General features: G+C 62.7%; 22 protein-coding genes and 1 tRNA gene. 10 read left to right on the top strand and 13 right to left on the bottom strand.

The window, feature by feature from the left end; translation table 11 throughout:
- The first annotated feature begins 68 nt into the window (after window positions 1–68).
- Complete coding sequence (locus H621_RS0109300; RefSeq protein WP_028943126.1) at window positions 69–662, top strand: nitroreductase family protein; 594 nt, start codon at window positions 69–71, stop codon at window positions 660–662.
- A gap of 63 nt (window positions 663–725) precedes the next feature.
- Here the strand turns inward: H621_RS0109300 and H621_RS0109295 are convergent, their stop codons facing one another.
- The 5 genes from H621_RS0109295 to H621_RS0109275 form a co-directional block, all read right to left on the bottom strand.
- Window positions 726–1,658, bottom strand: a complete 933-nt coding sequence (locus H621_RS0109295) for a D-2-hydroxyacid dehydrogenase (RefSeq protein ID WP_028943125.1) — start codon at window positions 1,656–1,658, stop codon at window positions 726–728.
- A gap of 77 nt (window positions 1,659–1,735) precedes the next feature.
- A complete protein-coding gene (locus H621_RS0109290; protein WP_028943124.1) occupies window positions 1,736–2,029 on the bottom strand; it encodes a YcgL domain-containing protein in 294 nt (97 codons plus the stop codon).
- Window positions 2,026–3,159, bottom strand: coding sequence for a ribonuclease D (gene rnd / locus H621_RS0109285; RefSeq protein ID WP_028943123.1), 1,134 nt, complete (start codon window positions 3,157–3,159; stop codon window positions 2,026–2,028). Before rnd ends, H621_RS0109290 begins: the two co-directional genes overlap by 4 nt.
- A 99-nt stretch (window positions 3,160–3,258) precedes the next feature.
- On the bottom strand, window positions 3,259–4,893 hold the full coding sequence (locus tag H621_RS0109280; protein ID WP_028943122.1) for a phosphoethanolamine transferase: 1,635 nt from the start codon (window positions 4,891–4,893) through the stop codon (window positions 3,259–3,261).
- Window positions 4,894–5,049: 156 nt separating this feature from the next.
- Window positions 5,050–5,430 carry a 5-carboxymethyl-2-hydroxymuconate Delta-isomerase gene (locus tag H621_RS0109275; RefSeq protein WP_028943121.1) on the bottom strand — a complete coding sequence of 127 codons (381 nt, stop codon included), beginning with the start codon at window positions 5,428–5,430 and terminating at the stop codon, window positions 5,050–5,052.
- Window positions 5,431–5,548: 118 nt separating this feature from the next.
- Here H621_RS0109275 and H621_RS0109270 point away from each other — a divergent pair, with 118 nt between their 5' ends.
- Window positions 5,549–5,776, top strand: coding sequence for an HP1242/YdcH family protein (locus tag H621_RS0109270; protein WP_028943120.1), 228 nt, complete (start codon window positions 5,549–5,551; stop codon window positions 5,774–5,776).
- A 66-nt stretch (window positions 5,777–5,842) separates the two neighbouring features.
- On the opposite strand, the gene H621_RS0109265 is transcribed toward H621_RS0109270, so the two are convergent.
- The gene (locus tag H621_RS0109265) at window positions 5,843–6,646 is read right to left on the bottom strand and encodes a phytanoyl-CoA dioxygenase family protein (RefSeq protein WP_028943119.1); all 804 of its coding nucleotides are present in this window, start codon (window positions 6,644–6,646) and stop codon (window positions 5,843–5,845) included.
- Between the two features lie 205 nt (window positions 6,647–6,851).
- Between H621_RS0109265 and H621_RS0109260 the strand changes: the two genes are divergently transcribed.
- Window positions 6,852–8,255: an amino acid permease gene (locus tag H621_RS0109260; protein ID WP_028943118.1), complete on the top strand. Its 1,404-nt coding sequence runs from the start codon at window positions 6,852–6,854 to the stop codon at window positions 8,253–8,255.
- A gap of 1 nt (window position 8,256) precedes the next feature.
- On the opposite strand, the gene H621_RS0109255 is transcribed toward H621_RS0109260, so the two are convergent.
- The 3 genes from H621_RS0109255 to H621_RS0109245 all read right to left on the bottom strand — a co-directional run bounded on the left by H621_RS0109255 (window position 8,257) and on the right by H621_RS0109245 (window position 11,739).
- Window positions 8,257–9,153, bottom strand: a complete 897-nt coding sequence (locus H621_RS0109255) for a LysR substrate-binding domain-containing protein (protein WP_028943117.1) — start codon at window positions 9,151–9,153, stop codon at window positions 8,257–8,259.
- Window positions 9,154–9,245: 92 nt separating this feature from the next.
- The gene (locus H621_RS27000; protein WP_051270488.1) at window positions 9,246–10,688 is read right to left on the bottom strand and encodes an alanine/glycine:cation symporter family protein; all 1,443 of its coding nucleotides are present in this window, start codon (window positions 10,686–10,688) and stop codon (window positions 9,246–9,248) included.
- 268 nt (window positions 10,689–10,956) lie between these two features.
- Window positions 10,957–11,739: an AraC family transcriptional regulator gene (locus H621_RS0109245; protein ID WP_028943116.1), complete on the bottom strand. Its 783-nt coding sequence runs from the start codon at window positions 11,737–11,739 to the stop codon at window positions 10,957–10,959.
- Between the two features lie 192 nt (window positions 11,740–11,931).
- Here H621_RS0109245 and H621_RS28460 point away from each other — a divergent pair, with 192 nt between their 5' ends.
- The 7 genes from H621_RS28460 to H621_RS0109215 all read left to right on the top strand — a co-directional run bounded on the left by H621_RS28460 (window position 11,932) and on the right by H621_RS0109215 (window position 19,793).
- Window positions 11,932–12,114 carry a hypothetical protein gene (locus H621_RS28460; protein WP_156905605.1) on the top strand — a complete coding sequence of 61 codons (183 nt, stop codon included), beginning with the start codon at window positions 11,932–11,934 and terminating at the stop codon, window positions 12,112–12,114.
- Window positions 12,115–12,238: 124 nt separating this feature from the next.
- Complete coding sequence (locus tag H621_RS0109240; protein ID WP_028943115.1) at window positions 12,239–13,867, top strand: APC family permease; 1,629 nt, start codon at window positions 12,239–12,241, stop codon at window positions 13,865–13,867.
- Between the two features lie 17 nt (window positions 13,868–13,884).
- On the top strand, window positions 13,885–14,898 hold the full coding sequence (locus H621_RS0109235) for an Ldh family oxidoreductase (protein ID WP_028943114.1): 1,014 nt from the start codon (window positions 13,885–13,887) through the stop codon (window positions 14,896–14,898).
- A gap of 28 nt (window positions 14,899–14,926) precedes the next feature.
- Window positions 14,927–15,853, top strand: coding sequence for a 4-hydroxyproline epimerase (locus H621_RS0109230; protein WP_028943113.1), 927 nt, complete (start codon window positions 14,927–14,929; stop codon window positions 15,851–15,853).
- A gap of 74 nt (window positions 15,854–15,927) precedes the next feature.
- Window positions 15,928–16,875 carry a dihydrodipicolinate synthase family protein gene (locus H621_RS0109225; RefSeq protein ID WP_028943112.1) on the top strand — a complete coding sequence of 316 codons (948 nt, stop codon included), beginning with the start codon at window positions 15,928–15,930 and terminating at the stop codon, window positions 16,873–16,875.
- A gap of 83 nt (window positions 16,876–16,958) precedes the next feature.
- Window positions 16,959–18,536: an aldehyde dehydrogenase (NADP(+)) gene (locus H621_RS0109220; protein WP_028943111.1), complete on the top strand. Its 1,578-nt coding sequence runs from the start codon at window positions 16,959–16,961 to the stop codon at window positions 18,534–18,536.
- 3 nt (window positions 18,537–18,539) lie between these two features.
- Window positions 18,540–19,793, top strand: coding sequence for an NAD(P)/FAD-dependent oxidoreductase (locus H621_RS0109215; protein WP_028943110.1), 1,254 nt, complete (start codon window positions 18,540–18,542; stop codon window positions 19,791–19,793).
- Between the two features lie 301 nt (window positions 19,794–20,094).
- On the opposite strand, the gene H621_RS0109210 is transcribed toward H621_RS0109215, so the two are convergent.
- The 4 genes from H621_RS0109210 to bamC form a co-directional block, all read right to left on the bottom strand.
- Window positions 20,095–20,184: transfer RNA gene (locus tag H621_RS0109210), tRNA-Ser, on the bottom strand.
- A 93-nt stretch (window positions 20,185–20,277) separates the two neighbouring features.
- Window positions 20,278–20,988, bottom strand: a complete 711-nt coding sequence (gene purC / locus H621_RS0109205; RefSeq protein ID WP_028943109.1) for a phosphoribosylaminoimidazolesuccinocarboxamide synthase — start codon at window positions 20,986–20,988, stop codon at window positions 20,278–20,280.
- A gap of 29 nt (window positions 20,989–21,017) precedes the next feature.
- Window positions 21,018–21,776, bottom strand: a complete 759-nt coding sequence (locus H621_RS0109200) for an MBL fold metallo-hydrolase (RefSeq protein WP_028943108.1) — start codon at window positions 21,774–21,776, stop codon at window positions 21,018–21,020.
- Window positions 21,777–22,892, bottom strand: a complete 1,116-nt coding sequence (bamC, locus tag H621_RS0109195; protein ID WP_028943107.1) for an outer membrane protein assembly factor BamC — start codon at window positions 22,890–22,892, stop codon at window positions 21,777–21,779. It abuts the gene before it with no gap.
- Between the last annotated feature and the right edge of the window lie 10 nt (window positions 22,893–22,902).

Here is a 22,902-nt window from a genome sequence, read left to right as displayed (position 1 = left end):
CCGCTTGTCAGTGCCGAGTCGACACAGTAGTTTTACCGACGGTCCCCACCTACTTTCAGGAACTCGCCATGAGTGCTAATCCTCGCATTGCCGAACATGCCATCGACGAACAGTTCATCAAGCGTTGGTCGCCACGCGCCTTCACCGCCGAACCGATCAGCGAAGCCACCCTGCTGAGCTTCCTCGAAGCGGCGCGCTGGGCCCCGTCGGCCTACAACTCGCAGCCATGGCGCTTCCTCTATGCCCGCCGTGACACGCCGAACTGGGAGCGCTACCTGGGCCTGCTCAACGAATTCAACCGCAGCTGGGCGCAACACGCCTCGGCCCTGGTGATCGTGATCTCCAAGACCACCTTCGCCGCCCCGGGCTCCAGCGAAGAAAAACCGGCCCTGTGGCACACCTTCGACACCGGTTCGGCCTGGGGCCACCTGGCCCTGCAAGCGAGCATCAGCGGCTGGCATACCCACGGCATGGCCGGCTTCGACCAAGAGCTGACCCGCCAGGAGCTGAAGATTCCCGAGGGCTACGCACTGCACGCCGTGGTGGCGATCGGCAAGCTGGGTGACAAGGCCAGCCTGGCAGAAGCCCTGCAGGCCCGCGAAGAGCCTAGCCCGCGTCGTTCGCTGAGCGAGCTGGCGGCTGAAGGTGATTTCTCGCTGTAATCAATCGCGGGGCACGCCCGCTCCTACAGCGCTAGGAGCAGGCGTGCCCCGCGATTCCATTACTCAATAGCCACGCACAAAATCCACTTCCCCGCGCAACGCCTCTCCCGCCTGATACGCCCGCAGATTCTCGACGAACAACCGCACCATCGCCGTCGGTGAGGTGGGCGCCGAGCTGTGTCCGGTCAGCAGCAGCCCCCAGGCCGTCCAGAACGGATGACGCGCCGGCAATGGCTCCTGACGACAAACGTCGATCACCGCGCCGGCCAAATGCCCCTGTTTCAAGGCTTCGACCAGATCACCATCGACCACCGCCACACCGCGACCGGCGTTGATGAACAACGCCTCGGGATTGAAGCGAGCAAATAGCGCAGCATCGTACAGGTCGTGGGTGGCCGGGGTGTCGGGCAGCAGGTTGATCACGTAGTCGACTTCGCCGACCAGGCGCCCCAGCTCGCTGATGGCTGCCACTTCGATGAAAGGCGATTGCTCACGAGCCTCGCTGGCGATGCCGTAGAGCTTGATGCCAAAGGGCAGGAGAAACTCCGCGACACGCTGGCCGATATCACCGGTGCCGACGATCAGCGCCCGTCGCCCTTCCAGGGTACGTCCGGGGCGATCATCCCATTTACGTTCGACCTGGCTGACCAGGCGCGCCATCACCTCGCGCTCATGACCGAGCATGTAGGTCAGCACGTACTCGGCCATCACCTGGCCGAAGATGCCCACTGCGCGGGTCAGGCGGTAGTCGCGCTGCAAGCCGTCGGCCAGCAGCGGCGTGATGCCGGCCCAGGTCGACTGCAACCACTGGGGCTGATGCCCCTGGCGCAGCAACGTTGCCAGCAGGTCTGGCTGGCCCAGCCACACATCGCAATCGGCGGCCTGGCGGGTCAGTTCCGCCGAGTCGCCACTGGTGAGGACGTTCAGGTCCGGTGCCGCCTCGCGCAGCAGGCGAGCGTAGAGGGCATGGTCCTGTTCGGCGATCAAAACGCGCATGTTCGTTACAACCTTGGCAGAAACTTCGAAGGCCGCCAGGCCATCCGGCGTGGCGGCATCACATCAGGCAGGCGGGCTCAGACCGGGTCGTTGCGGCGCAGCAGCTCTTCAGGCAGGTGCTCAATGTACTCATCCTCAAGCGGCGGCATCTGCAGGTGATAGCCCTGCTGCTCGAGGTTTTCCAGCACCTTGGCTATGTCTTCGCGGGCCAGCTTGCGCTCAGGGGTCAGCACCAGGTCAAAGGCATGTACCGGCGTACCAAAGAACGGCAGCAGGCCTTCGGGAACACGCTCAAGGCCGTCGGCCTTGAGCACGTAGAGGTACATTTCGTTCTTGCGTGGGCTCTTGTAGATCGAGCAGATGCGTTTCATGGTTGTTCTCCAGCGCCGGCCAGACAATCGAGCAGCGCTTGCCCCATCCGCTCACGGCGCCAGCCACGCAGCGAATCGGGCAGTTGATAAGGACCGTTGGGGTAGCCGCTTTTGAGCAGAAACTCGAGGATTTTCTTGCGCAGCATCAGCTCGGGGGCGATGTTCAGGCGCTCGCCTTCGGCCTGGCCAATGGCGCGCAGCTGCTTGAGCAGCGCCGAGGCTTCGATCGGCAACGGCTCGGGCAGGGCCGCTGGCCACTGCTCGGCCGGCAGGCTGGCGGCCTGCTTGATCAGGTTGAGCAGGAACTCGCCGTCCTGGCGGATGGTACGCGGGTGCATGTCTTCGATTTTCGCCAGCGCCGACAACGTCTGCGGCTGGGTCTTGGCCATGGGCCACAGCGCGTTTTCGCGCAGGATGCGGTTGCGCGGCAGGTCACGGGCACGGGCTTCGCGCTCGCGCCAGGCGCACAGTTCACGCAGCACCGCCAACTGGGCGCGGGACAGCTTCCAGGCCAGCTTGGCGTCGCGGTACAACTCGTTGGGGTCGGTCTCGCGGCGCAGCTGGGCGACCAGCTCGGCGCCATCTTCCAACACCCAGGCATTTTTTTCGTCCGACAACTGCGGGCGCAGGCGCTCGTACAGCTCGGCCAGGTGTACGGCGTCTTCAGCGGCGTAGCTGACCTGGGTCTCGGACAACGGACGCTGCAGCCAGTCGGAGCGGGTTTCGCCCTTGGGCAGCTCGATGCCAAGCACTTCGTGGACCAGGCGCGAGTAGCCCATGGAGAAGCCCAGGTTCAGGTAGCCAGCGGCCAGTTGGGTGTCGAACAACGGCGCCGGCAGGCTGCCGGTCAGGCGCGACAGCACTTCGAGGTCTTCGCTGCAGGCATGCAGCACCTTGATCACCTGGCTGTCTTCGAGCAGCTCGGCCAGCGGCTGCCAGTTGCTGACGCGCAGCGGATCGATCAGGTAGGCACGTGCCCCGTCGCCGACCTGGATCAAACCGGCAATCGGATAAAAGGTATCAACCCGCATGAACTCGGTGTCGAGTGCCACGAAGGGCAGCTTGCGCCACTGCAGACAGTGTTCAGCCAGGCTGCTGTCGTCGCAAATCCAGTGAATATCGATGGCCACAAGGCTCTCCCACAAACAATGGCGCGCAGTATATACGGCGCAGGCCACTGCCGGGAAACCACTCGACTGCTACAACGGCCTGCGCGCCTGCGCAGGTTCTCAATGGCTGGCCAGTGCCGGGCGGCACGAGGCAAACAGGTCCAGTTGCGGCTTATAGACCGCGGTATGCACCTGCAGCAGGCCGAGCATGGAATGAAACAGGTTGTCCTGGCTCAACGGCTTGTTGCGGTTCCTGTTCAAGCAGTCTGTGTCGACGCCGAATGCCTGGAGGTAGTGGTCGGAAAACCAGGCCAGCATCGGCACGTGCTTCTGCTGTTCCGGCGCCAGCATGTACGGAGTGCCATGCAGGAACAGGTTGTACTCGCCCAGGGATTCACCATGATCGGACAGGTAGAGCATCGCGGTGTCGACCTTGTCCTGCTTGCTGCGCAGGATGTCGATCAGCGACGCCAGCACATGGTCGGTATAGACCAGCGTGTTGTCATAAGCGTTGACGATGCTCTGCTCGCTGCACTGGTTCAAGGCGTTGCTCGGGCACACCGGGGTGAAGCGCTCGTACTGCATCGGATAACGCTTGAAGTAATCGGGGCCATGGCTGCCCATCTGGTGCAAAACCACCACGGTGTCCTGCTGCAGGTTGTCGATCATCTCGGCCAGGCCCTTGAGCAGGATCTCGTCGTGGCATTCGCTGCTGGTGCACAGCGCAGGGTCCTTGAGGTTGCTGACATCCTCGAACTGCACCCGGTCGCAGGTGCCTTTGCAGCCGGACTGATTATCACGCCAGCGCACCGCCAGGCCAGCGCGCTGCAGGATGTCCAGCAGGCCTTCCTGGTTCTTGGCCTGGGTGGCCTGGTAGCCCTTGCGAGTGAGATTAGAGAACATGCACGGCACCGACACGGCAGTTTCGGTCCCGCAGGAATGCACATCGCTGAAGGCGATCAGCCCGGCTTCCTTGCTCAGTTCCGGGGTGGTGTCGCGGTCGTAGCCAAGCAAGCCGAAGTTCGCAGCCCGCGCACTCTCCCCCACCACCAGCACGGTCAGGGATTTGCGCGAATGCTGCTGCCAGGCCAGATCGCGCCGGGCGTCCTCGCCTATTGTGGCAAATGGCTTGGCCGCAGTACCGATGCGCTCGCCGACATAGCCGAACGAAGCGCCAACCACATTGCTGGGTACCAGCATCAGGCGGATCTCGTGATGGTTGCGAAACAGCGAGGCGAGCCCCTGGTAATTGGCCAGCGCCACCACACCGAGCAATGCCACCGACGCGCCGCCAGCAAGTAACTTGAACAACAACTCGCGGTACCAGGTCCGGTACTGGATGGGCGTGTTGTAAAGCAGCACCGACGGCAACACACCCACCATGAAAAGATAAGCAAATAACTTAATCGACAACAAATCCATTACTTCAGCAGTATTGGTTTCTGCGGTATTTCTCAACATACCCACATCCATCAACACGCCATACTGGCTCATGAAGTAAGCGGTACCGGCACTGACCATGAACAAGGTAATCAATAGTGGTTTTAAAACACCCTTGAAGGCGAGCAAGGTCAAGATCACGTTGAACGCACAGACGATCAGTACACCAAAGGCCAGCCGCAGGAATATTCCCGCCACACCGGGCTGAACAACGCTGGACAAATGGTGCCAAAGTACCGAGTTGACGCCGACAAGCAGATAAAGACTGGCACACAACGTAACCCATTCGGCCCGCAGTGGTTTGACCTTGAACATGGCGCTTCACTTGATTGATCGTCGGAAACAGTGCCCTTGCGGCACCCCCTTGAAACAATCAGAACTTTAAGTAGCACACCCTCAATTTTTCGTGAAAAAGACGCCAACGTTTAATGCATTGGCGTCTTTTTTATCATGACATTTTTTTCACGTTACTTATGTCACTTGCACGTAACCCGGCACATGAACCTTTGCATAGGAACCCCGATCGATATCCAGCACTTCGACGCACAGCTGGATATCCAGCCCGGCGCGCGCCGGGATAGCTTCCTTGAGCACCTCCAGCAAGCTGGCGGACAACTGGCGCTTGACCTCGGGCGAACGCCCACTGAGGATCGACAGCCTGGCATGGGCAAACGCCCGCTCGCTCGGTGCAATACCGACTCGAAAGCCCGCAAAGGCGGCAGCGCGGCTCTTGATGTCCAGCTCGTCGGCGAACTGGCCACTGCCCACCAGCGCATGGTTCAGGCGCAGCAGCAGCCGGTCGACGTCCAGGTCACGCAGGTTGTCGCTGTATTCCACGTTCAGGTGAGGCATTGCTCTGAATCCTTGGCGGGCAAATGATGCGACAGACTACCGCAGCCCCGAAACCTGGCAAAGACGACTATCCTCTAAGTTCATGACTTCCACCCCAAACCCCCGGAGAGGTGAAGAAATGCCGGTCAAGCACGATTTGCTCGCAGACTTGAACATGACCAAGGAGGCGTTCGACGCCAAGAAGACCACTGACAAGAGGCTCAGCGAGCTGCACGAGAAGTACAACGCCATCGACACCGAGGTGCTCAAGGCAGAGAGCAGCAGCGCCACTGACGACCAGATCACCCAACTGCGCAAAAAACGCCTGATGATCAAGGATGAAATCGTCGCTCACGTAAAATCGTAGCGCCCCGCCGAACAGTAGAAAGCCCCGCAGCTCGCTGCGGGGCTTTTGTTTGCGCGGTTGTCGGTGTCAGTTGCGCGACCAGACCACCGGGAACCAGTCTTCGCGCATGCGATCGCCGGTCTTCAGGTTGATACCGGGAAACGGCGGCGAGGTACGCCCCGGGCGCTGGACATAGCGCACATCGTCGCCCATGAAACGGGTCGAAAACGCCCGCCGGCGGTTGCCGCCAATGTTCCCGGCAGCACCATGCACGGTGCGAAAATCGAACACCACTGCATCGCCCGGCTCAAGCTCGGGCGAGAGGATTTCAAATTCGCCGCTCTCCACATCCGGCATATCCATGAACAGGCTTTCACCCGAGCCTGCATCGGTTGCGCCGTAAAAATCCTTGTTGCTGGCCCAGCTCTTGGGGCGCACCGGCTTCGGCCAGCGATGCGACCCCAGCACCACACTCAATGTGTTGTGGCGAGTGACCGGGTCCAGCGGAATCCAGTAGCTGGCCGTCTGCTGGCCGTCCACGCAGTAATAGGGCAAATCCTGATGCCAGGGCGTGGGCTTGGAGGTACCCGGCTCCTTGACCAGGATGTGTTCATGGAACACCTGTACTTCCCGAGACTGCATCAGCCCCCCGGCAATCCCCGCCGCCGGAGAATTCAGGACAAAGTCGGTGAATGCCGGAATACGCTGCCAGTTGCAGTAGTCCTCGAAGAAGCGCCCGCCTTCGCCACTGCCCACGTTCTCGATGGCAAAGGCGCTGGGGGCTGCCAGGTTTTGCTCGAACCCTTCGCGCAAGCGCTCGATCCAGTCGCGAAACACACCGCGCAGCACGATTGCACCGTCGCGTTGAAATTGTTCGATATCGGCATTCATCGGGGGCAGTCCTCTCTTGTTGTAATGGCCAAAAGTATTGAACCCGTGCCCGCCGCCGGTAAACGACACTTTGCCTATTCGCCACTATCAGCATTCTGTATGGCCTGCCTTATTGTCACCCCCGCCAATTGGCCGGTTAATAGCCCTGCCTGTCTCCTTCGGCGCCTTGCCACTGAACAATAAGAACAATGAGGAGTTACCTGGGATGAATGATAACAACACCGCCTTGCGGCGAGGTCTGAGTACCCGCCATATCCGTTTCATGGCGCTCGGGTCGGCCATCGGCACCGGGCTGTTCTATGGCTCGGCCTCGGCCATCAAGCTGGCCGGGCCGTCTGTATTGCTGGCGTACTTGATTGGTGGCGCGGCCATTTACATGATGATGCGCGCCCTGGGTGAAATGGCCGTGCGCAACCCGGTATCCGGCTCCTTCGGCCAGTACGCCAGCCAGTACCTGGGACGCTTTCCGGGCTTTCTCACCGGTTGGAGCTATGCCTTTTCGATGCTGGTGGTGTGCCTGGCGGACGTCACCGCCTTCGGCGTGTACATGAGCTTCTGGTTCCCGGAGACGCCGCGCTGGATCTGGGTGCTGGGCATCGTGTTCTTCATCGGCGCCTTGAACCTGTGCAGCGTCAAGGTGTTCGGCGAGCTGGAGTTCTGGCTGTCACTGCTCAAGGTCACCGCCATCGTGTCGATGATCCTGGCCGGGGCGGCGGTGCTGATGTTCGGCATTCAGCTGGGCGGTTCCGCCGAACAGGTGGCGACAATCAGCAACCTGTGGACTCATGGCGGTTTCTTCCCCAACGGCGTCAGCGGCATGATTGCCTCGTTTGCGGTGGTGATGTTCGCCTTCGGCGGCGTCGAGATGATCGGCATTACGGCAGGCGAGGCCAAGGACCCACAACGGGTGATCCCCAAAGCAATCAACTCGGTGCCGCTGCGTATCCTGCTGTTCTATGTGTTCACCCTGTTCATCCTGATGTCGATCTACCCCTGGACCCGCATCGGCAGCGAAGGCAGCCCCTTCGTTCAGATCTTCAGTGGCCTGGGCATCGGCTCTGCCGCCACCTTGCTGAACATCGTGGTGATCTCTGCCGCCGTATCGGCGATCAACAGCGATATCTTCGCTGCCGGCCGCATGATGTACGGCATGGCCCAGAACGGCCAGGCACCCTCAGGCTTCTCGCGCCTGTCACGCTTCGGGGTGCCATGGATGACCGTGGTGGTGATGGGCGCGGCGTTGCTGTTCGGTGTAGTACTGAACTACCTGGCGCCAGAGAACCTGTTCCTGATCCTGGCCGCGGTGGTGACTTTTTCGATTGTCTGGGTGTGGCTGATGATCCTGCTGTCGCAGATGGTGATGCGCCGTGGCATGAGCCGAGAAGAAGTGGCCAAGCTGCATTTCCCGGTGCCTTTGTGGCCTGTAGGCCCGGCTTGCGCGGCAATCTTCATGCTGTTCATCTTCGGCGTGCTGGCCTGGTTCCCGGACACCCGCATGGCGCTGTATGTGGGCATTGGCTGGCTGGCCTTGCTGTCTCTGGGCTACTGGTTATTCGTGGCGCGCCAACCCAAGGCGCTGGTCGCGGCGCCTGGGCCGGTCAACGGCTGATCTAGGCAGGAAACTGCTGCGTGGCCCAGTCCAGGAATGCCTGCGCTGCCGCCGACGGGCGCATGGCACTGGACTGGGCCAGTACCACCGGCTGCGGGCTTACCGTCTCCAGCAACGGGCGGCAGGCCAACGGTTTGCCGTCGTAGCTGCAATCACTCACCGGTCGCGTACACGATAACGCCACGCCATAACCATGGGCCACCAGCCCGCGCTGCATCTCGAAGGTCTGGGTCAGTTGCAGGGCGGCAGGTTGCAGATCGTGAGCCCAGAACAACGAGAGAAAGTACTCACGGGTCCTGGAGATGTCTTCGAGGATCAGGCATTCGGCGGCCAGGTCTACCAGCGACACCTTGTCCTGCAAGGCCAGGGGATGATCGGCCGGCAGCAGTGCATAGGGCGTCAGTTGCGCCAGCACGCGTTTCTCGATCGGTGAGTCGAGCCCCACGTCGTACGTCAGCGCAAGCTCTGCCTTGCCATCGCCCAACCTGCGATTCACCTCGGCAAGATCGGCCTCGAACAAGGTGATGCTGACGTCGGGATAACGCTGGCGAAAGCCGCTCAACAGCCGTGGTGCGTAATACGGCCCCAAATCCTGGAAGCAGATCAGGCTCAAGGCTCCGCGCAGGCTGGTTTGCTGCTCGCCTGGGCCAGTGATGGCGGTTGCCATGTCGAGGATACCGCGCGCCTGTTCCAACAGCTTGCGCCCGGCCGGGGTCAGTTCCAGGCCTCGGCTGACCTGGCGATGGAAGAGCTTTTCACCGAGGATCGACTCCAGCTGCGACAGGGCCAGGGACACTGAAGGCTGGGAGATGTGCTTGGCCCGCGCCGCCGCACTGACACTGCCCTGCTCGGCGGCAGCGACGAAATACTCAAGCTGGCGGAAAGTGAAACCGATCATCGCAATGCCCCGGGTGATGGTGTCGGGGCATTATGGCCTATCGCGGGGCAAGCCCGCTCCTACCGTAGGAGCGGGCTTGCCCCGCAAAGCGACTAGCGTTCCTTCAACACTTCGACCGGATCGGCACGCCCGCCATCGGCCGCCCCCCAGATCTCGGCATCGATCTTGCCCGACAACTCCGGATAGTCCTTGGCATTGAACTCCGGCGTGCCCACCGCCCGTTGGGCGAAGTAGTCGCGGGTCAGCTTGACCACCACGCCCGACAGCAGGCAGATGGCAATCAGGTTGATAGTCGCCATCAGGCCCATCGCTGCGTCGGCCGCATCGAACACCGTGGCAACGCTTTCATAGGCGCCCCACACCACCATCAGCAGGGCAGCGGTACGCAGCACGGTCAGGCCCACGCGGGTGTTGAGCTTCAGGTACACCATGGCGTTTTCGGCATAGGTGTAGTTGCCGATGATCGAGGTAAAGGCAAAGAAGAAGATCGCAATGGCAATGAAGTACTGCCCTGCCGAGCCAATGTGCTCGTTCATGGCCGCCTGGGTCAGCGGCGTGCCGGTCATGTCGGGGCCAGGAACCACGCCCGACAGCAGGATCATGATCGCGGTGGCGGTACAGATCAGCAGGGTATCGATGAACACACCCAGCGCCTGCACAAAACCTTGCGACGATGGGTGGTGGGGATTGGGAGTCGCAACGGCCGCGATATTCGGCGCCGAGCCCATGCCGGCCTCGTTGGAGAACAACCCGCGTTTCACGCCGTTGAGCAGGGCCCCGGCTACACCGCCTGCCGCCGACTCGATGCCGAAGGCACTCTTGATGATCAGCATCAGCACGCCCGGGACTTCACCCAGGTTGGTGAGGATCACATAGACCGCTACCAGCAGGTAGGCGCCCGCCATGAACGGCACGACCCATTCAGCGAAACGGGCAATCTTCTTGATGCCGCCGAAGATCACCAGGCCGGCCAGCACCGCCACCACTACACCGGTGGTCAGCTTGGGCACGCCGAAGGCGCCCTGGGTGGCATCGGCAATGGAGTTGGCCTGCACGGCGCCAAATACCAAGCCGAAGGCGATGATCAAGCACACTGAGAAAATCGCCGCTGCCCAGGGTGCGTTCAGGCCCTTGGCAATATAGAACGCCGGGCCGCCGCGGTACTCACCCTTGTCGTTGCGTACCTTGTACAACTGAGCGAGGGTGCTTTCGGCATAGGCCGTGGCCATGCCCAGTGACGCCACTACCCACATCCAGAACACCGCACCCGGTCCACCGAGGGTGATGGCCACGGCCACACCGGCAAGGTTACCCGTGCCTACCCGGGAGGCCAGGCTGGTGCACAGCGCCTGGAACGGCGTAATACCACTGGCATCCTTGGCCGGTGCGCGCAATACCGAGCGAAAGAATTCGGGCAGATGGCGAAATTGCAGAAAGCCCAGACGGACAGTGAAGTAGATACCTGCGGCCAGCAGGCCATAGATCAGGACATACCCCCAGAAGAAGGTATTCAGTGCGTTGATCACGGCTGTCATCGTATGTTCCCAAGTAAAGCGCAGGGCCTTGGTAAGGCGCTGCTCAGTCTGTAAAGCAACCGGCGTGCACGCACGACCAGTGCCTTCTTCAATATGAATGGCCTGTAACGATGGGAGACGCCCACAGTTTCAGCAACGCCGTCGGCCTGGTCAGTGTAGTGACAATTGATGCCGAGGGTCGGGGCTCGCATTGGCCAGGCTGCGCTGGCTCTTTTTCTGAGGGGCGGCATAGTAGCAGATCTGGCCGTGGGCTTCTTGCAGAGTATCCCTAACCCACCATCCCCCCTGTAGCCTGCCGATACTGCCTCGGCGTAAACCCCGTCAACACCTTGAACTGCCGCGTGAACGCACTATGGTCCGTATACCCGCAGCGCAACGCCACCTCGGTAATTGGCAACGCCGTATGCAACAACTGATGCGCATGCTCAAGCCGCACTTTGTGGATCATCTGCCGCGGCGTCAGGTGGAACACCCGCTTGCAGTAGCGTTCCAGTTGCGCCACGGAAATCCCCGCCACACGGGTCAACTCGCGCATGGTCACCGGCTGGTGAAAATTCGCCCGGATGTACTCATCCACTGCCGCCAGCCGCTGATACGCGGGGTGTGAATCGCTGGCCGACTGCAAGTCCACGGACACCCCGGCCAGGCCGATGATTTCACCGCGCCGATTGTATAACGGGCGCTTGTGGGTCAAACACCAGCCCGGTTCGCGCGAGCCATACAAGTGCAACTCCAGTTGATCTTCCAATACCCGGCCTTCTTCCAGCACCCGGCGATCCTGTTCGGTATATCCGGGGCCCAATTGCGCCGGAAACACCTCGGCGCTGGTTTTACCCAACAATGGCTTCAACTGTTTGAAACCACAGCGCTGTATCAACGCCTGATTGGCCAATAGATAACGCGCCTGAACATCCTTGATGAATATCGCCACATTGGAAATGGCATCGAACAACGGCAATAAGAACGCCATGCCGGATAACAGCTCTTCAATGCTTTCAGGACGGCACTGATCGTTGTTCTGGCAAAGGATGGCAAATGCACTGGGGGTCATGGGCCGGGCTCTCGTTCTTGACCGGTTGGTAAAAATCCACAAGCAGGCTCTCACCAGGCGGACACTTTGCCGCACCCTCTGCGAGCTGTCGAGCCTCGATGGACGCCAAAGAGTGCGTGGCCTGTAAGGGTTTAGCAGTTTTCCGAAGACGAACAGGAAAATTTACTGACTATGCCGATTTCGTCATTCCCCATGAAGAAAACCATCAAGCGCCAGGGCGCCGATGCGTCCACTGTATTGGCATTGCCTGAGTCGTCGAAAGCGTTGTGGCGAAGTACAGGCAAGACCCAAAGCCGCGCCTTGAAATGTATGGGCGAGCGTGCGCGGGGTAGCGAGGAAGTGTGTCTTCGCTACCGCAACGCGGTGACGCCATGAATACAGATTTCTTATAAGAGCGCGGTTGCCCACAACCGTAAACATTGCATCGGGGATCCCCGAAACAGTGAATTCAAAGTGACATCACTTCTGCCTATCCAATAACCCACAAGAAGGCGACGCCATGTCAGGCAAAGGCAAGTTCAAAAAACAACTTTCATTGATGGACCTCACCTTTATCGGACTGGGGGCCATCTTTGGTTCGGGCTGGCTGTTCGCCGCCAGCCATGTGTCCGCCATCGCCGGCCCCGCGGGGATCTTTTCCTGGTTGCTGGGCGGCTTCGCCGTTCTGCTGCTGGGCATCGTCTACTGCGAACTGGGCGCTGCCCTGCCCCGCGCCGGTGGCGTGGTGCGTTACCCGGTCTATTCCCACGGCCCGCTGCTGGGCTACCTGATGGGCTTCATCACGCTGATCGCGTTTTCCAGCCTGGTGGCCATCGAAGTGGTCGCCGCGCGCCAGTACGCCGCGGCCTGGTTCCCGGAGCTGACCAAGGTCGGCTCCAGTGACCCGACCGTGCTCGGCTGGCTGGTGCAGTTCGGCCTGCTCTGCCTGTTCTTCGCCCTCAACTACTACAGCGTGAAGACCTTCGCCAAGTCCAACAACCTGATCAGTGTGTTCAAGTTCATCGTGCCGCTGCTGGTAATCGGCGTGTTGTTCACCTTCTTCAAACCGGAAAACTTCACGTCGCAGGGCTTCATGCCGTTCGGCCTTTCCGGAGTGGAAATGGCGGTGTCCGCAGGCGGCATCATCTTCGCCTACCTGGGCCTGACCCCGATCATCTCGGTGGCCTCGGAAGTGAAGAATCCGCAACGCACCATCCCGATCGCACTGATTCTCTCGGTGCTGCTGTCCACCGCCATCTACGCCTTGCTGCAGATCGCCTTCCTCGGCGGCATTCCTACCGAAATGCTGGCCAACGGCTGGTCCGGCATCGCCAAGGAACTGGCCCTGCCATACCGCGACATCGCCCTGGCACTGGGCGTGGGCTGGCTGGCGTACCTGGTGGTCGCCGACGCGGTGATCTCGCCAAGCGGCTGCGGCAACATCTACATGAACGCCACCCCGCGCGTGGTCTACGGCTGGGCCAAGACCGGCACTTTCTTCAAGGTGTTCACCCGCATCGACGAACAATCCGGCATCCCGCGCCCGGCGCTGTGGCTGACCTTCGGCCTGTCGGTGTTCTGGACCCTGCCATTCCCGTCCTGGGAAGCGCTGATCAACGTGGTTTCCGCCGCGCTGATCCTCAGTTACGCCGTCGCCCCGGTGTCGGTCGCCGCGCTGCGCCGCAACGCCCCTGACCTACCGCGTCCGTTTCGCGTCCGCCGCATGGCGCTGCTTGGTCCGCTGTCGTTCATCATCGCCGCGCTGATCGTCTACTGGTCCGGCTGGAAGACCGTGTCGTGGCTGCTCAGCCTGCAAATCCTGATGTTCGTGATCTACCTGATGTGCGGCCGCTTCGTGCCGACCGAGCACCTGAGCCTGGCCCAGCAAGTGCGCTCGTCGGCCTGGCTGATCGGTTTCTACGCCGTGACCATCCTGCTCTCCTGGCTCGGCAGTTTCGGCGGCATGGGTGTCATCGCTCATCCATTCGACACCCTGGTCGTGGCCGCGTGTGCCCTCGGCATCTACTACTGGGGCGCGGCCACCGGCGTACCGGCGCACCTGGTGCAACTGGAGGCCGACGACGCTGAAAGCGACGTCGAGCACAGCACCCAGTTCGCCCCGGCCGGCGCCCGCACCCAACTGTCCTGAGCCAACGGAGACCCGCCATGAGCACGCGCATCAACCTCAGCCTCGACCAGGTGTTCGACCTGGCCCACCGCGCCCTGACCCACAACGGCATGGCCGACGACCATGCCCGGGCGATCGCCGAGGTGATCACCCAGGGCCAGCGCGACGAATGTCACTCCCACGGCCTCTATCGGGTGCTGGTATGCGTGCGCTCGCTGCGCTCGGGCAAGGTAGATCCAGCGGCGCAACCGACCCTGAGCCAGCCCGCGCCGTCCATCGTCAAAGTGGATGCGCACTTCGGCTACTCGCTGCTGGCCTTTCAACACGGCTTGCCGCGGCTGGTTGAAGCGGCGCACAAACAGGGCGTGGCGGCGCTGGTGATCCGCAACTGCTTCCACTTCTCGGCGCTGTGGCCGGAAGTGGAAGCCATCGCCGCCCACGGACTGGTGGGCATGGCGATGACGCCGAGCCATGCCTGGGTGGCGCCGGAAGGCGGCAACCGGGGCGTGTTCGGCACCAACCCGCTGGCCTTCGCCTGGCCACGGGCGGGACAGGAGCCATTCGTCTTCGACTTCGCCACCAGCGCCATCGCCCGCGGCGACATCGAGCTGCACGCCCGCCAGGAAAAAGCCATCCCGCTGGGCTGGGGCCTGGATGCCGACGGTGTACCGACTACCGACGCCCGCGCCGCGCTGGACGGTGCCATGCAGACCTTCGGCGGGCACAAGGGCTCGGCACTGGCGGCCATGATCGAGTTGCTGGCCGGGGCGCTGATCGGCGACCTCACCAGCGCCGAGTCCCTGACCTTCGACGCCGGTGCCGGCGCCACGCCGTGCCATGGCGAGCTGCTGCTGGCGTTCGATCCGCAGCGCTTTGGCGCAGACGATTTCGAGCAGGGTCAGCAGCGCGCCGAGCAATTGTTCCACGCCATCACCGGCCAGGGCGCGCGCCTGCCCTCGCAACGCCGCTTCACTGCGCGCCAGCGCTCGCAGGCCGAGGGCGTCTGGGTGGAGCGCAGCCTGCTGCGCGATATCGAAGGCCTGCTGACCTGACAACAACGCATTCTTGAAGGAAAGACTGATGAAACAGCTCCGCGTGATCGATTCCCACACCGAAGGCGAACCCACCCGCCTGGTGCTGGACGGTTTTCCGCAACCGGTCGGCCAGACCATGGCGCAAAAGCGCGATGCCCTGCGCCAGCAGCATGACCAGTGGCGCCGCGCCTGCCTGCTGGAACCCCGCGGCAACGACGTCCTGGTGGGCGCGCTGTACACCCCACCGGTGTCGGAAGACGCCACCTGCGGCGTGATCTTCTTCAACAACGCCGGTTACCTGGGCATGTGTGGCCACGGCACCATCGGCCTGGTCGCCTCGCTGCACCATCTGGGCAGGATCGCCCCCGGCGAGCACAAGATCGACACCCCGGTCGGCCAGGTCAGCGCCACCCTGCATGGCGACGGCGCGGTCACCGTGGCCAACGTGCCGTCCTATCGCTACCGCAAGCAGGTGCCAGTGGACGTGCCGGGTTACGGCCGCGTCTTCGGCGACATCGCCTGGGGCGGCAACTGGTTCTTCCTGGTGTCCGAGCACGGCCAGGAACTGCACCTGAGCAACGTCGAGCTGCTCACCGACTTCACCTGGAAGATGCTTCGTGCCCTCGAAGACCAGGGCATCCACGGCGAAGACGGCGCGTTGATCGACCATATCGAACTGTTCGCCGACGACACCGAGGCCAACAGCCGCAACTTCGTCATGTGCCCGGGCAAGGCCTACGACCGCTCACCCTGCGGCACCGGCACCAGCGCCAAGCTGGCCTGCCTGGCCGCTGACGGCAAGCTGGCCGCGGGCGAACGCTGGGTGCAGGCGAGCATCACCGACAGCCGCTTCGAAGGTCGCTACGAATGGGACGGCGAACGTATCCGCCCGTTCATCACCGGCCGCGCCTACATGACCGCCGACGCCACGCTGCTCATCGACGAAAACGACCCCTTTGCCTGGGGCATCTGAAAAAGCGTCGCTGGCTTGCCGGCGATGAGGCCCTCAAGGGCAACCCTCTAACTGAACCGATAAGGACAAGACTCATGACTACCAACATCTTCACCGGTACCATCCCCGCCCTGATGACCCCTTGCACCCCGGAGCGCAAACCGGATTTCGACGCGCTGGTAAAAAAAGGCCGCGAGCTGATCGAAGCCGGCATGAGCGCCGTGGTTTATTGCGGCTCCATGGGTGACTGGCCGCTGCTGACCGAAGCCGAACGCCAGGAAGGCGTGGCACGCCTGGTGGCCGCCGGCATTCCAACCATCGTCGGCACGGGTGCGGTCAACTCCCGCGAAGCCGTGTCCCACGCCGCGCACGCCGCCAAGGTCGGCGCCCATGGCCTGATGGTGATTCCACGCGTATTGTCCCGTGGCGCCTCGCCGGCGGCCCAGGAAGCGCACTTCGCGGCAATCCTTGAAGCCGCGCCGAAACTGCCAGCGGTTATCTACAACAGCCCTTACTACGGCTTCGCCACCCGCGCCGACCTGTTCTTCAAACTGCGCCGCCAGTACCCGAACCTGATCGGCTTCAAGGAATTCGGCGGTGCCGCCGACATGCGCTACGCCGCCGAGCACATCACCTCACAGGACCAGGACGTGATCCTCATGGCCGGCGTCGACACCCAGGTCGTGCACGGTTTCGTCAACTGCGGCGCCACCGGTGCCATCACTGGTATCGGCAACGCCCTGCCGCGTGAAGTGCTGTTGCTGGTCGACCTGAGCAAGAAAGCCGCCAAGGGTGACGCCGTCGCCCGCCGCCAGGCATTGGAGCTGTCGGACGCCCTGCAAGTGCTGTCGAGCTTCGATGAAGGCTGTGACCTGGTGCTGTATTACAAGCACCTGATGGTGCTCAATGGCGACACCGAGTACAGCCTGCACTTCAACGAAACCGACGTACTCAGCGAGGCCCAGCGCAACTACGCCGAGACGCAATACACGCTGTTCCGCCAGTGGTTCGCCACCTGGTCGGCGAGCAACAACGTCGCCTGATCCCACGCGGCGCCTTGTGCGCCGCTTCCGTTTCTTGCCGGCTGTACGCAGCCGGCCCCTTCGAATTCATTTCAGGAGCTGACATGACCCTGACAGGCAACATGCTGATCGGTCAGCACACCGTAACCGGCAGCCGCGAAGCCATCCGGGCGATCGATCCGGCCACCAACCTGGTGCTCGAACCCGCTTATCCGGGCGGCACCACCGAGCAGGTGGACCAGGCCTGCGCCCTGGCCTGGTCGGCATTCGACAGCTACCGGGAAACCTCGCTTGAAGCCCGTGCGCACTTTCTTGAAAGCATCGCCAGCGAGATCGAAGCGCTGGGCGACGAACTGATCGATCGCGCCGTGGCCGAAAGCGGCCTGCCCCGCGCCCGGATCCAGGGCGAACGTGGACGTACCTGCGGGCAATTGCGCACCTTCGCCCGCACCGTACGCGCCGGTGAATGGCTCGACGTACGCGTCGACAACACACAACCGCAACGCCAGCCGCTGCCCCGCGCCGACCTGCGTCAGCGCCAGGTACCGCTAGGCCCGGTGGCCGTGTTTGGCGCCAGCAACTTCCCCCTGGCCTTCTCCGTCGCCGGCGGCGATACCGCCTCGGCTCTGGCCGCTGGTTGCCCGGTAATCGTCAAGGCCCACAGCGCCCATCCGGGCACCAGCGAACTGGTCGGCCAGGCGCTGGCCCGCGCGGTGAAAGCGTGCGACCTGCCGCCAGGGGTGTTCTCGCTGCTATACGGCTCGGGCCGTGAAGTGGGCATCGCCCTAGTCTGCGATCCGCGCATCAAGGCGGTGGGTTTCACCGGCTCGCGCAGCGGCGGCATCGCCCTGTGCCAGGCGGCCGCGGCGCGCGCCGAGCCGATTCCGGTGTACGCGGAAATGAGCTCGATCAACCCTGTGTTCCTCTTCCCCTGCGCCCTGCAGGCGCGCGCCGAAGCGCTGGCCCAGGGCTTCGTCGCCTCGCTGAACCAGGGCGCCGGGCAGTTCTGCACCAACCCCGGCCTGGTGATCGCCCGCCAGGGTGCCGACCTCGACCGCTTTATCGACACCGCCGCCCAGCACATTCTGCGGAGCCCGGCGCAGACCATGCTCACCCCGGGCATCTTCAGCGCCTACCGCAACGGCATCGAAGCCCTGGCCGGCAACCCCAAGGCCGACACCGCCGCCGCCGGCCTCGCCGCGGAAGGCCCCAACCAGTGCCAGACGCACCTGTTCGTCACCCAGGCGCGGGACTTCCTCACCGATCCGAGCCTGCAAGCGGAAGTGTTCGGTTCCGCGTCGCTGGTGGTGACTTGCGCCGATGACGAACAGGTCCGCCAGGTGGCCGAACACCTAGAAGGCCAGTTGACCGCAACCCTGCACCTGGACGACGGCGACCTGGACAACGCCCGCGCCCTGCTACCGACGCTGGAACGCAAGGCCGGACGCCTGCTGGTCAATGGCTGGCCGACCGGGGTGGAAGTCTGCGATGCGATGGTTCATGGCGGCCCCTTCCCGGCCACCTCGGATGCCCGCAGCACCTCGGTGGGGACCGCGGCGATCCTGCGCTTCCTGCGTCCGGTGTGCTACCAGGACTTCCCCGACAACCTGCTGCCCACCGCGCTGCAACACGGCAACCCGCTGCACTTGCGGCGCCTGCTCGACGGCCAGAGAGAAGCCTGATCGATGGCCACGACCTTTACCCCCAACGTGGACATCGCTGTGGTCGGCGCCGGCATCGTCGGCGTCGCCTGCGCGCTACAACTGGCCCGCCAGGGCCAGCGGGTGTTGTTGGTGGACCGCCAGGCGCCGGGCATGGGCGCCTCGTTCGGCAACGCCGGCCACCTGGCGACCGAGCAAGTCTTTCCCATCGCCGACCTGTCGATTCTCAAGCGCCTGCCGGCCATGCTCATGGACCCCATGGGCCCGCTGCGCCTGGACTGGAAATACCTGCCACGGGCCTTGCCGTGGTTTACCCGCCTGCTGCTCAACCTGCGCCCGGCACCGTTCCGCCGCAGCGCGGCCGGCATCCGCGCCCTCAACGAAGGCAGCCTGTCGGCCTGGCGGCGTCTGCTGGACTCCATTGGCCGGGCGGAAATGCTCAAGCAGGACGGTTCGCTGCTGGTCTTCGAGCGCGCCGAATCACGCCCGGCCATCGACGCCCTGCAAGCGCGCATGCGCCAGCAGAATGTCGAGGTAGAACTGTGGCAAGCGGACGCCGTGCGCGCCGCCGCGCCACAACTGAGCGAGCACGTGTTGGGCGGCCTGTTCTTCCCGGCCACCGGGCATTTCCTCGATCCGCACCAGGCGGTGGAGGCGTTGTTCGACGCCGCCATGGCCGCGGGCGTGCAGTTTGCCCGGCGTGACGTGCAGGGTGGACAGCTCAAGGCCGACGGCGTCGCGTTGCGCACCGATCAGGGTCAACTGGTGGTGCCTCGCGTGCTGATCGCCTGCGGCGCCCATTCGGCCCACCTGACCGAAGCGCTGACCGGCACGCGGGTACCGCTCGACACCGAGCGCGGTTATCACCTGATGCTGCCCCGCGAGCACAACCGGCTGCCGTTCGCCGTCACCTCGCTGGAGCGCAAGTTCATCATGACCCCCATGTCCGGCGGCCTGCGCCTGGCCGGCACCGTCGAATTCGCCGGGCTCCAGCGCCCGGCCAACATGGCCCGGGCCTGGCAGTTGCAGCGGCTGAGCCAGGGCCTGTTCAAGCGCGAATTGAATGCCGACGCGGCGACGCCGTGGATGGGCTTTCGGCCCTCGCTGCCGGACTCATTGCCGATCATAGACCGGGTGTGTGATGGCCGCGTGCTGCTTGCCTTCGGTCATCAACACCTGGGGCTGACCCAGGCGGCGGTGACGGCGGAGATGGTGGCGGGGCTGATGGAGGCGCGGGCTGTCGAAGGGATCGAGGCGTATCGGTTGGGCCGGTTTTAGGGCGCCGTGATCGCGCCCAACTCGTCATTTCATCGCCGTCGCCGAAACTGGATCGAATTCCGCCAGATGAAGGGTTCAAGACGGAATAGGACAGCCTACGGAACCTCCGATCAACGTGCCGCACCGTGCGGCACGTTGATCGGAGGTTCCCTAAATGAGTGTCCGGAATCATTAGACCACTACAAGTTCAAGCACATACCGGTGAAGGGCGTGTAGGGTTGGGTCTCAGGACTAAATTGTTACGTACAATCCAGAAACGAAAAAGCCCCGCAGACCTTAGTCTGCGGGGCTTCTCGATGTATGGCGGAGAGATAGGGATTTGAACCCTAGGTACTGTTGCCAGTACAACGGATTTCGAATCCGTCCCGTTCGGCCACTCCGGCATCTCTCCAGTGGCGCGCATGATACCAGCAGTTTGCCTAAAGGCAAAGCCTGTTTGCGAAAAAAATTCGCGTGGTATCAGGCGCTTGCGTGAACTTGCCGCTTACAGCGGCACGCCCAGGCGTTTGGCAACTTCTTCGTAGGCTTCGATCACGTCGCCCAGACCCTGGCGGAAGCGGTCCTTGTCCATCTTCTTGCGGGTCTCTTTGTCCCACAGGCGGCAGCCATCCGGGCTGAACTCGTCGCCCAGGACGATTTCGCCGTGGAATACACCGAACTCCAGCTTGAAGTCGACCAGCAGCAGGCCGGCGTCGTCGAACAGCTTGTTCAGTACTTCGTTGACCTTGAGCGACAGGGCTTTCATTTTTGCCAGTTGCTCGGCAGTGCCCCAGCCGAAGGCGACCACGTGGGATTCGTTGATGAACGGATCGCCCTTCTCGTCGTTCTTGAGGAACAGTTCGAAAGTCGAAGGCTCAAGCTTGATGCCTTCTTCCACACCCAGGCGTTTTACCAGGCTGCCGGCGGCGTAGTTACGCACGACGCATTCAACCGGGATCATGTCGAGCTTCTTGACCAGGCATTCATTGTCGCCCAGCAATTTGTCGAACTGGGTCGGGATGCCGGCTTCTTCAAGCTTTTGCATGATGAAGGCGTTGAACTTGTTGTTCACCATGCCCTTGCGGTCGAGTTGTTCGATGCGCTTGCCGTCGAACGCCGAGGTGTCGTTGCGAAACAGCAGGATCAAGCGGTCGGCGTCGTCGGTCTTGTAAACCGACTTGGCTTTGCCGCGGTAGAGTTCTTCACGTTTTTCCATGATGGGCTCCGCTTGCTAAATAAGATGGGCTAGGCGATTTCGCGCCAGTCGAGCCCGCAATCCTGGTTGGCCACTTGCAGCCAGTCCGGGTCGCACCCGAGGGTGTCGACGAAACATTGCCGGGCCAGCTGTGGCTGGTTGTTCTTGCTGCTGAGGTGGGCCAGCACCAGGTGTTGCAGGTTCTGCCAGCCCAGCTCCGACACCAGGCGCGCGGCCTGGTGGTTGTTCAAATGTCCGTAGTCGCCGCCCACCCGTTGCTTGAGGAACATCGGGTAAGGCCCGCGTCCGAGCAGGTCGCGACAGTGATTGGCCTCGATCATCAAGGCATCCAGGCCCTGGTAGCTGTCGAGCAAGGCGCAATCGTAGGAGCCAAGGTCTGTCAGCACGCCAAAGCGCCGGCTACCGTCGTCAAACACATACTGCAGCGGCTCCAGTGCGTCGTGGGTGACCCCGACAGCGCTGATGGTCAAGCCACCGATCTGCAGTGTGTCGTTTGCAGCCAGAAATCCCGCTGCCTCGACCGGCTTGCGCATGCCGCGCAAGGTGCCACGACTGAGGTAGACCGGTACATTGTAGCGCCGCGCCAGCAACCCGACCCCATGCACGTGGTCGGCATGTTCATGGGTGACCAGTACGGCACTCAATTGCTGCGCAGAAACGCCGAGCAGCGCCAAGCGCCGCTCGGTTTCACGCAGGGAAAAGCCGCAATCGACCAGGACAAGGGTGTTGTCACTGGCGATCAGCGTGCCATTTCCCTGGCTTCCACTTCCAAGTACGGCGAAGCGCACTTAACCCAGGTTGTCCTGAATCACGCTCAGCACGCGGCGAGCGACGTCAGCCGGGGCCACGGTGTTGATGTTCTTCTCGACGGTCACCTGGACGCTGTCACCGACCTTGCTCAGGCGAACCTGGTAACGCTCGGCACGGGCTTCACGCTCTTCCTTGCTCGGCGCACTGCCGAACAGGCGACTGAAGAAGCCAGGCTCCTGGTCCTTGGTCTCGGCTTTTTCGGCCAGGTTGATGTAGTACAGGCCCAGGCTGCGGTTGATGTCTTCGACACGCCATTCGCCCTGCTCCAGGGCACGGCCAACGCTGGACCAGGCGCGATCGAGGTCGGCACCCAGGTTGAGCACCGGGTTGCCGCTGCCGTCTTCGCTCAGGCTGACGCGGCTCGGGGCGTCGAAGTCGCGGGCAGCGAGCAGCGACACCGAACCGCCCTTCTCGGCGCTGCGGGTCATGCTGGCGAGCATTTCGTCAACCAGGATAGCGTCGACACCGGTGTTGTTCGAACGCTCCGGGAACGCTTGCTCGGCAGTGCTGCCGGCCGGACGCTCGACGGTCACGATGTAGACTTCACTGGTGTTGCGCTGGACGCCCGGCTCGATACGCACACGGGTACGCACTTCGTTGTCGCTGCTGCTCGAGGCACTGCCCAGGCGCTTGGCCATGGAGGCGGAAAGCTCGTCGAAGCGCTGCCAGGTAGTGTTGAACTCACCGGTTTGCGGACGCTCTTCGGCAATGCGGAAACCGTTGTCTTCAAAGAACTGTCGGGCCACCGGCCAGACTTCGGCGGGCGAGCGCTGGGCCAGGACCCAACGGGCACTGCCGCTTTTCTGCAGGCTGAAGTCGCTGATATCGGCACCGGCACTCAGCGGCTGCGGGCGTGGCACTTCGAACTCGCCCTTGACGTTGTCGTCGGCGACGTTACGCGGGATCGGCAGCAGCGGGTCCAGGCGCTTGACGTTGGCAACGTCAGGTGGCAGTTGCATCGGCGCCTTCTGAGTGGCCTCCAGATAGTCGCTGCCACGGTCACGGAAGTAACCCTCTTCGCCCCACAACCAGCCACAACCACTGGTACTGGAGATGATCAAGGCAAGGGCGGAAAGACCAGCCAATCGCTTCATGCGGTGTACG

It is taken from the genome of Pseudomonas vranovensis DSM 16006 (assembly GCF_000425805.1).
Classification (GTDB): domain Bacteria; phylum Pseudomonadota; class Gammaproteobacteria; order Pseudomonadales; family Pseudomonadaceae; genus Aquipseudomonas; species Aquipseudomonas vranovensis.
The sequence above is the reverse complement of the archived record's forward strand: the minus strand, read 5'-3'. Positions and strand labels throughout refer to the sequence as shown.

What these genes read in the sequence shown, in the direction of transcription:
- H621_RS0109275 (WP_028943121.1), bottom strand. Translation starts at nt 5,430, where the DNA reads ATGCCTCACCTGAACGTGGAATACAGCGACAACCTGCGTGACCTGGAC.
- H621_RS0109220 (WP_028943111.1), top strand. Translation starts at nt 16,959, where the DNA reads ATGACCCTGACAGGCAACATGCTGATCGGTCAGCACACCGTAACCGGC.
- H621_RS27000 (WP_051270488.1), bottom strand. Translation starts at nt 10,688, where the DNA reads ATGACAGCCGTGATCAACGCACTGAATACCTTCTTCTGGGGGTATGTC.
- H621_RS0109245 (WP_028943116.1), bottom strand. Translation starts at nt 11,739, where the DNA reads ATGACCCCCAGTGCATTTGCCATCCTTTGCCAGAACAACGATCAGTGC.
- H621_RS0109215 (WP_028943110.1), top strand. Translation starts at nt 18,540, where the DNA reads ATGGCCACGACCTTTACCCCCAACGTGGACATCGCTGTGGTCGGCGCC.
- H621_RS0109230 (WP_028943113.1), top strand. Translation starts at nt 14,927, where the DNA reads ATGAAACAGCTCCGCGTGATCGATTCCCACACCGAAGGCGAACCCACC.
- H621_RS0109240 (WP_028943115.1), top strand. Translation starts at nt 12,239, where the DNA reads ATGTCAGGCAAAGGCAAGTTCAAAAAACAACTTTCATTGATGGACCTC.
- H621_RS0109270 (WP_028943120.1), top strand. Translation starts at nt 5,549, where the DNA reads ATGCCGGTCAAGCACGATTTGCTCGCAGACTTGAACATGACCAAGGAG.
- purC (WP_028943109.1), bottom strand. Translation starts at nt 20,988, where the DNA reads ATGGAAAAACGTGAAGAACTCTACCGCGGCAAAGCCAAGTCGGTTTAC.
- H621_RS0109290 (WP_028943124.1), bottom strand. Translation starts at nt 2,029, where the DNA reads ATGAAACGCATCTGCTCGATCTACAAGAGCCCACGCAAGAACGAAATG.
- H621_RS0109280 (WP_028943122.1), bottom strand. Translation starts at nt 4,893, where the DNA reads ATGTTCAAGGTCAAACCACTGCGGGCCGAATGGGTTACGTTGTGTGCC.
- H621_RS0109260 (WP_028943118.1), top strand. Translation starts at nt 6,852, where the DNA reads ATGAATGATAACAACACCGCCTTGCGGCGAGGTCTGAGTACCCGCCAT.
- H621_RS0109255 (WP_028943117.1), bottom strand. Translation starts at nt 9,153, where the DNA reads ATGATCGGTTTCACTTTCCGCCAGCTTGAGTATTTCGTCGCTGCCGCC.
- H621_RS0109300 (WP_028943126.1), top strand. Translation starts at nt 69, where the DNA reads ATGAGTGCTAATCCTCGCATTGCCGAACATGCCATCGACGAACAGTTC.
- H621_RS0109295 (WP_028943125.1), bottom strand. Translation starts at nt 1,658, where the DNA reads ATGCGCGTTTTGATCGCCGAACAGGACCATGCCCTCTACGCTCGCCTG.
- bamC (WP_028943107.1), bottom strand. Translation starts at nt 22,892, where the DNA reads ATGAAGCGATTGGCTGGTCTTTCCGCCCTTGCCTTGATCATCTCCAGT.
- H621_RS0109225 (WP_028943112.1), top strand. Translation starts at nt 15,928, where the DNA reads ATGACTACCAACATCTTCACCGGTACCATCCCCGCCCTGATGACCCCT.
- H621_RS0109235 (WP_028943114.1), top strand. Translation starts at nt 13,885, where the DNA reads ATGAGCACGCGCATCAACCTCAGCCTCGACCAGGTGTTCGACCTGGCC.
- H621_RS28460 (WP_156905605.1), top strand. Translation starts at nt 11,932, where the DNA reads ATGAAGAAAACCATCAAGCGCCAGGGCGCCGATGCGTCCACTGTATTG.
- H621_RS0109265 (WP_028943119.1), bottom strand. Translation starts at nt 6,646, where the DNA reads ATGAATGCCGATATCGAACAATTTCAACGCGACGGTGCAATCGTGCTG.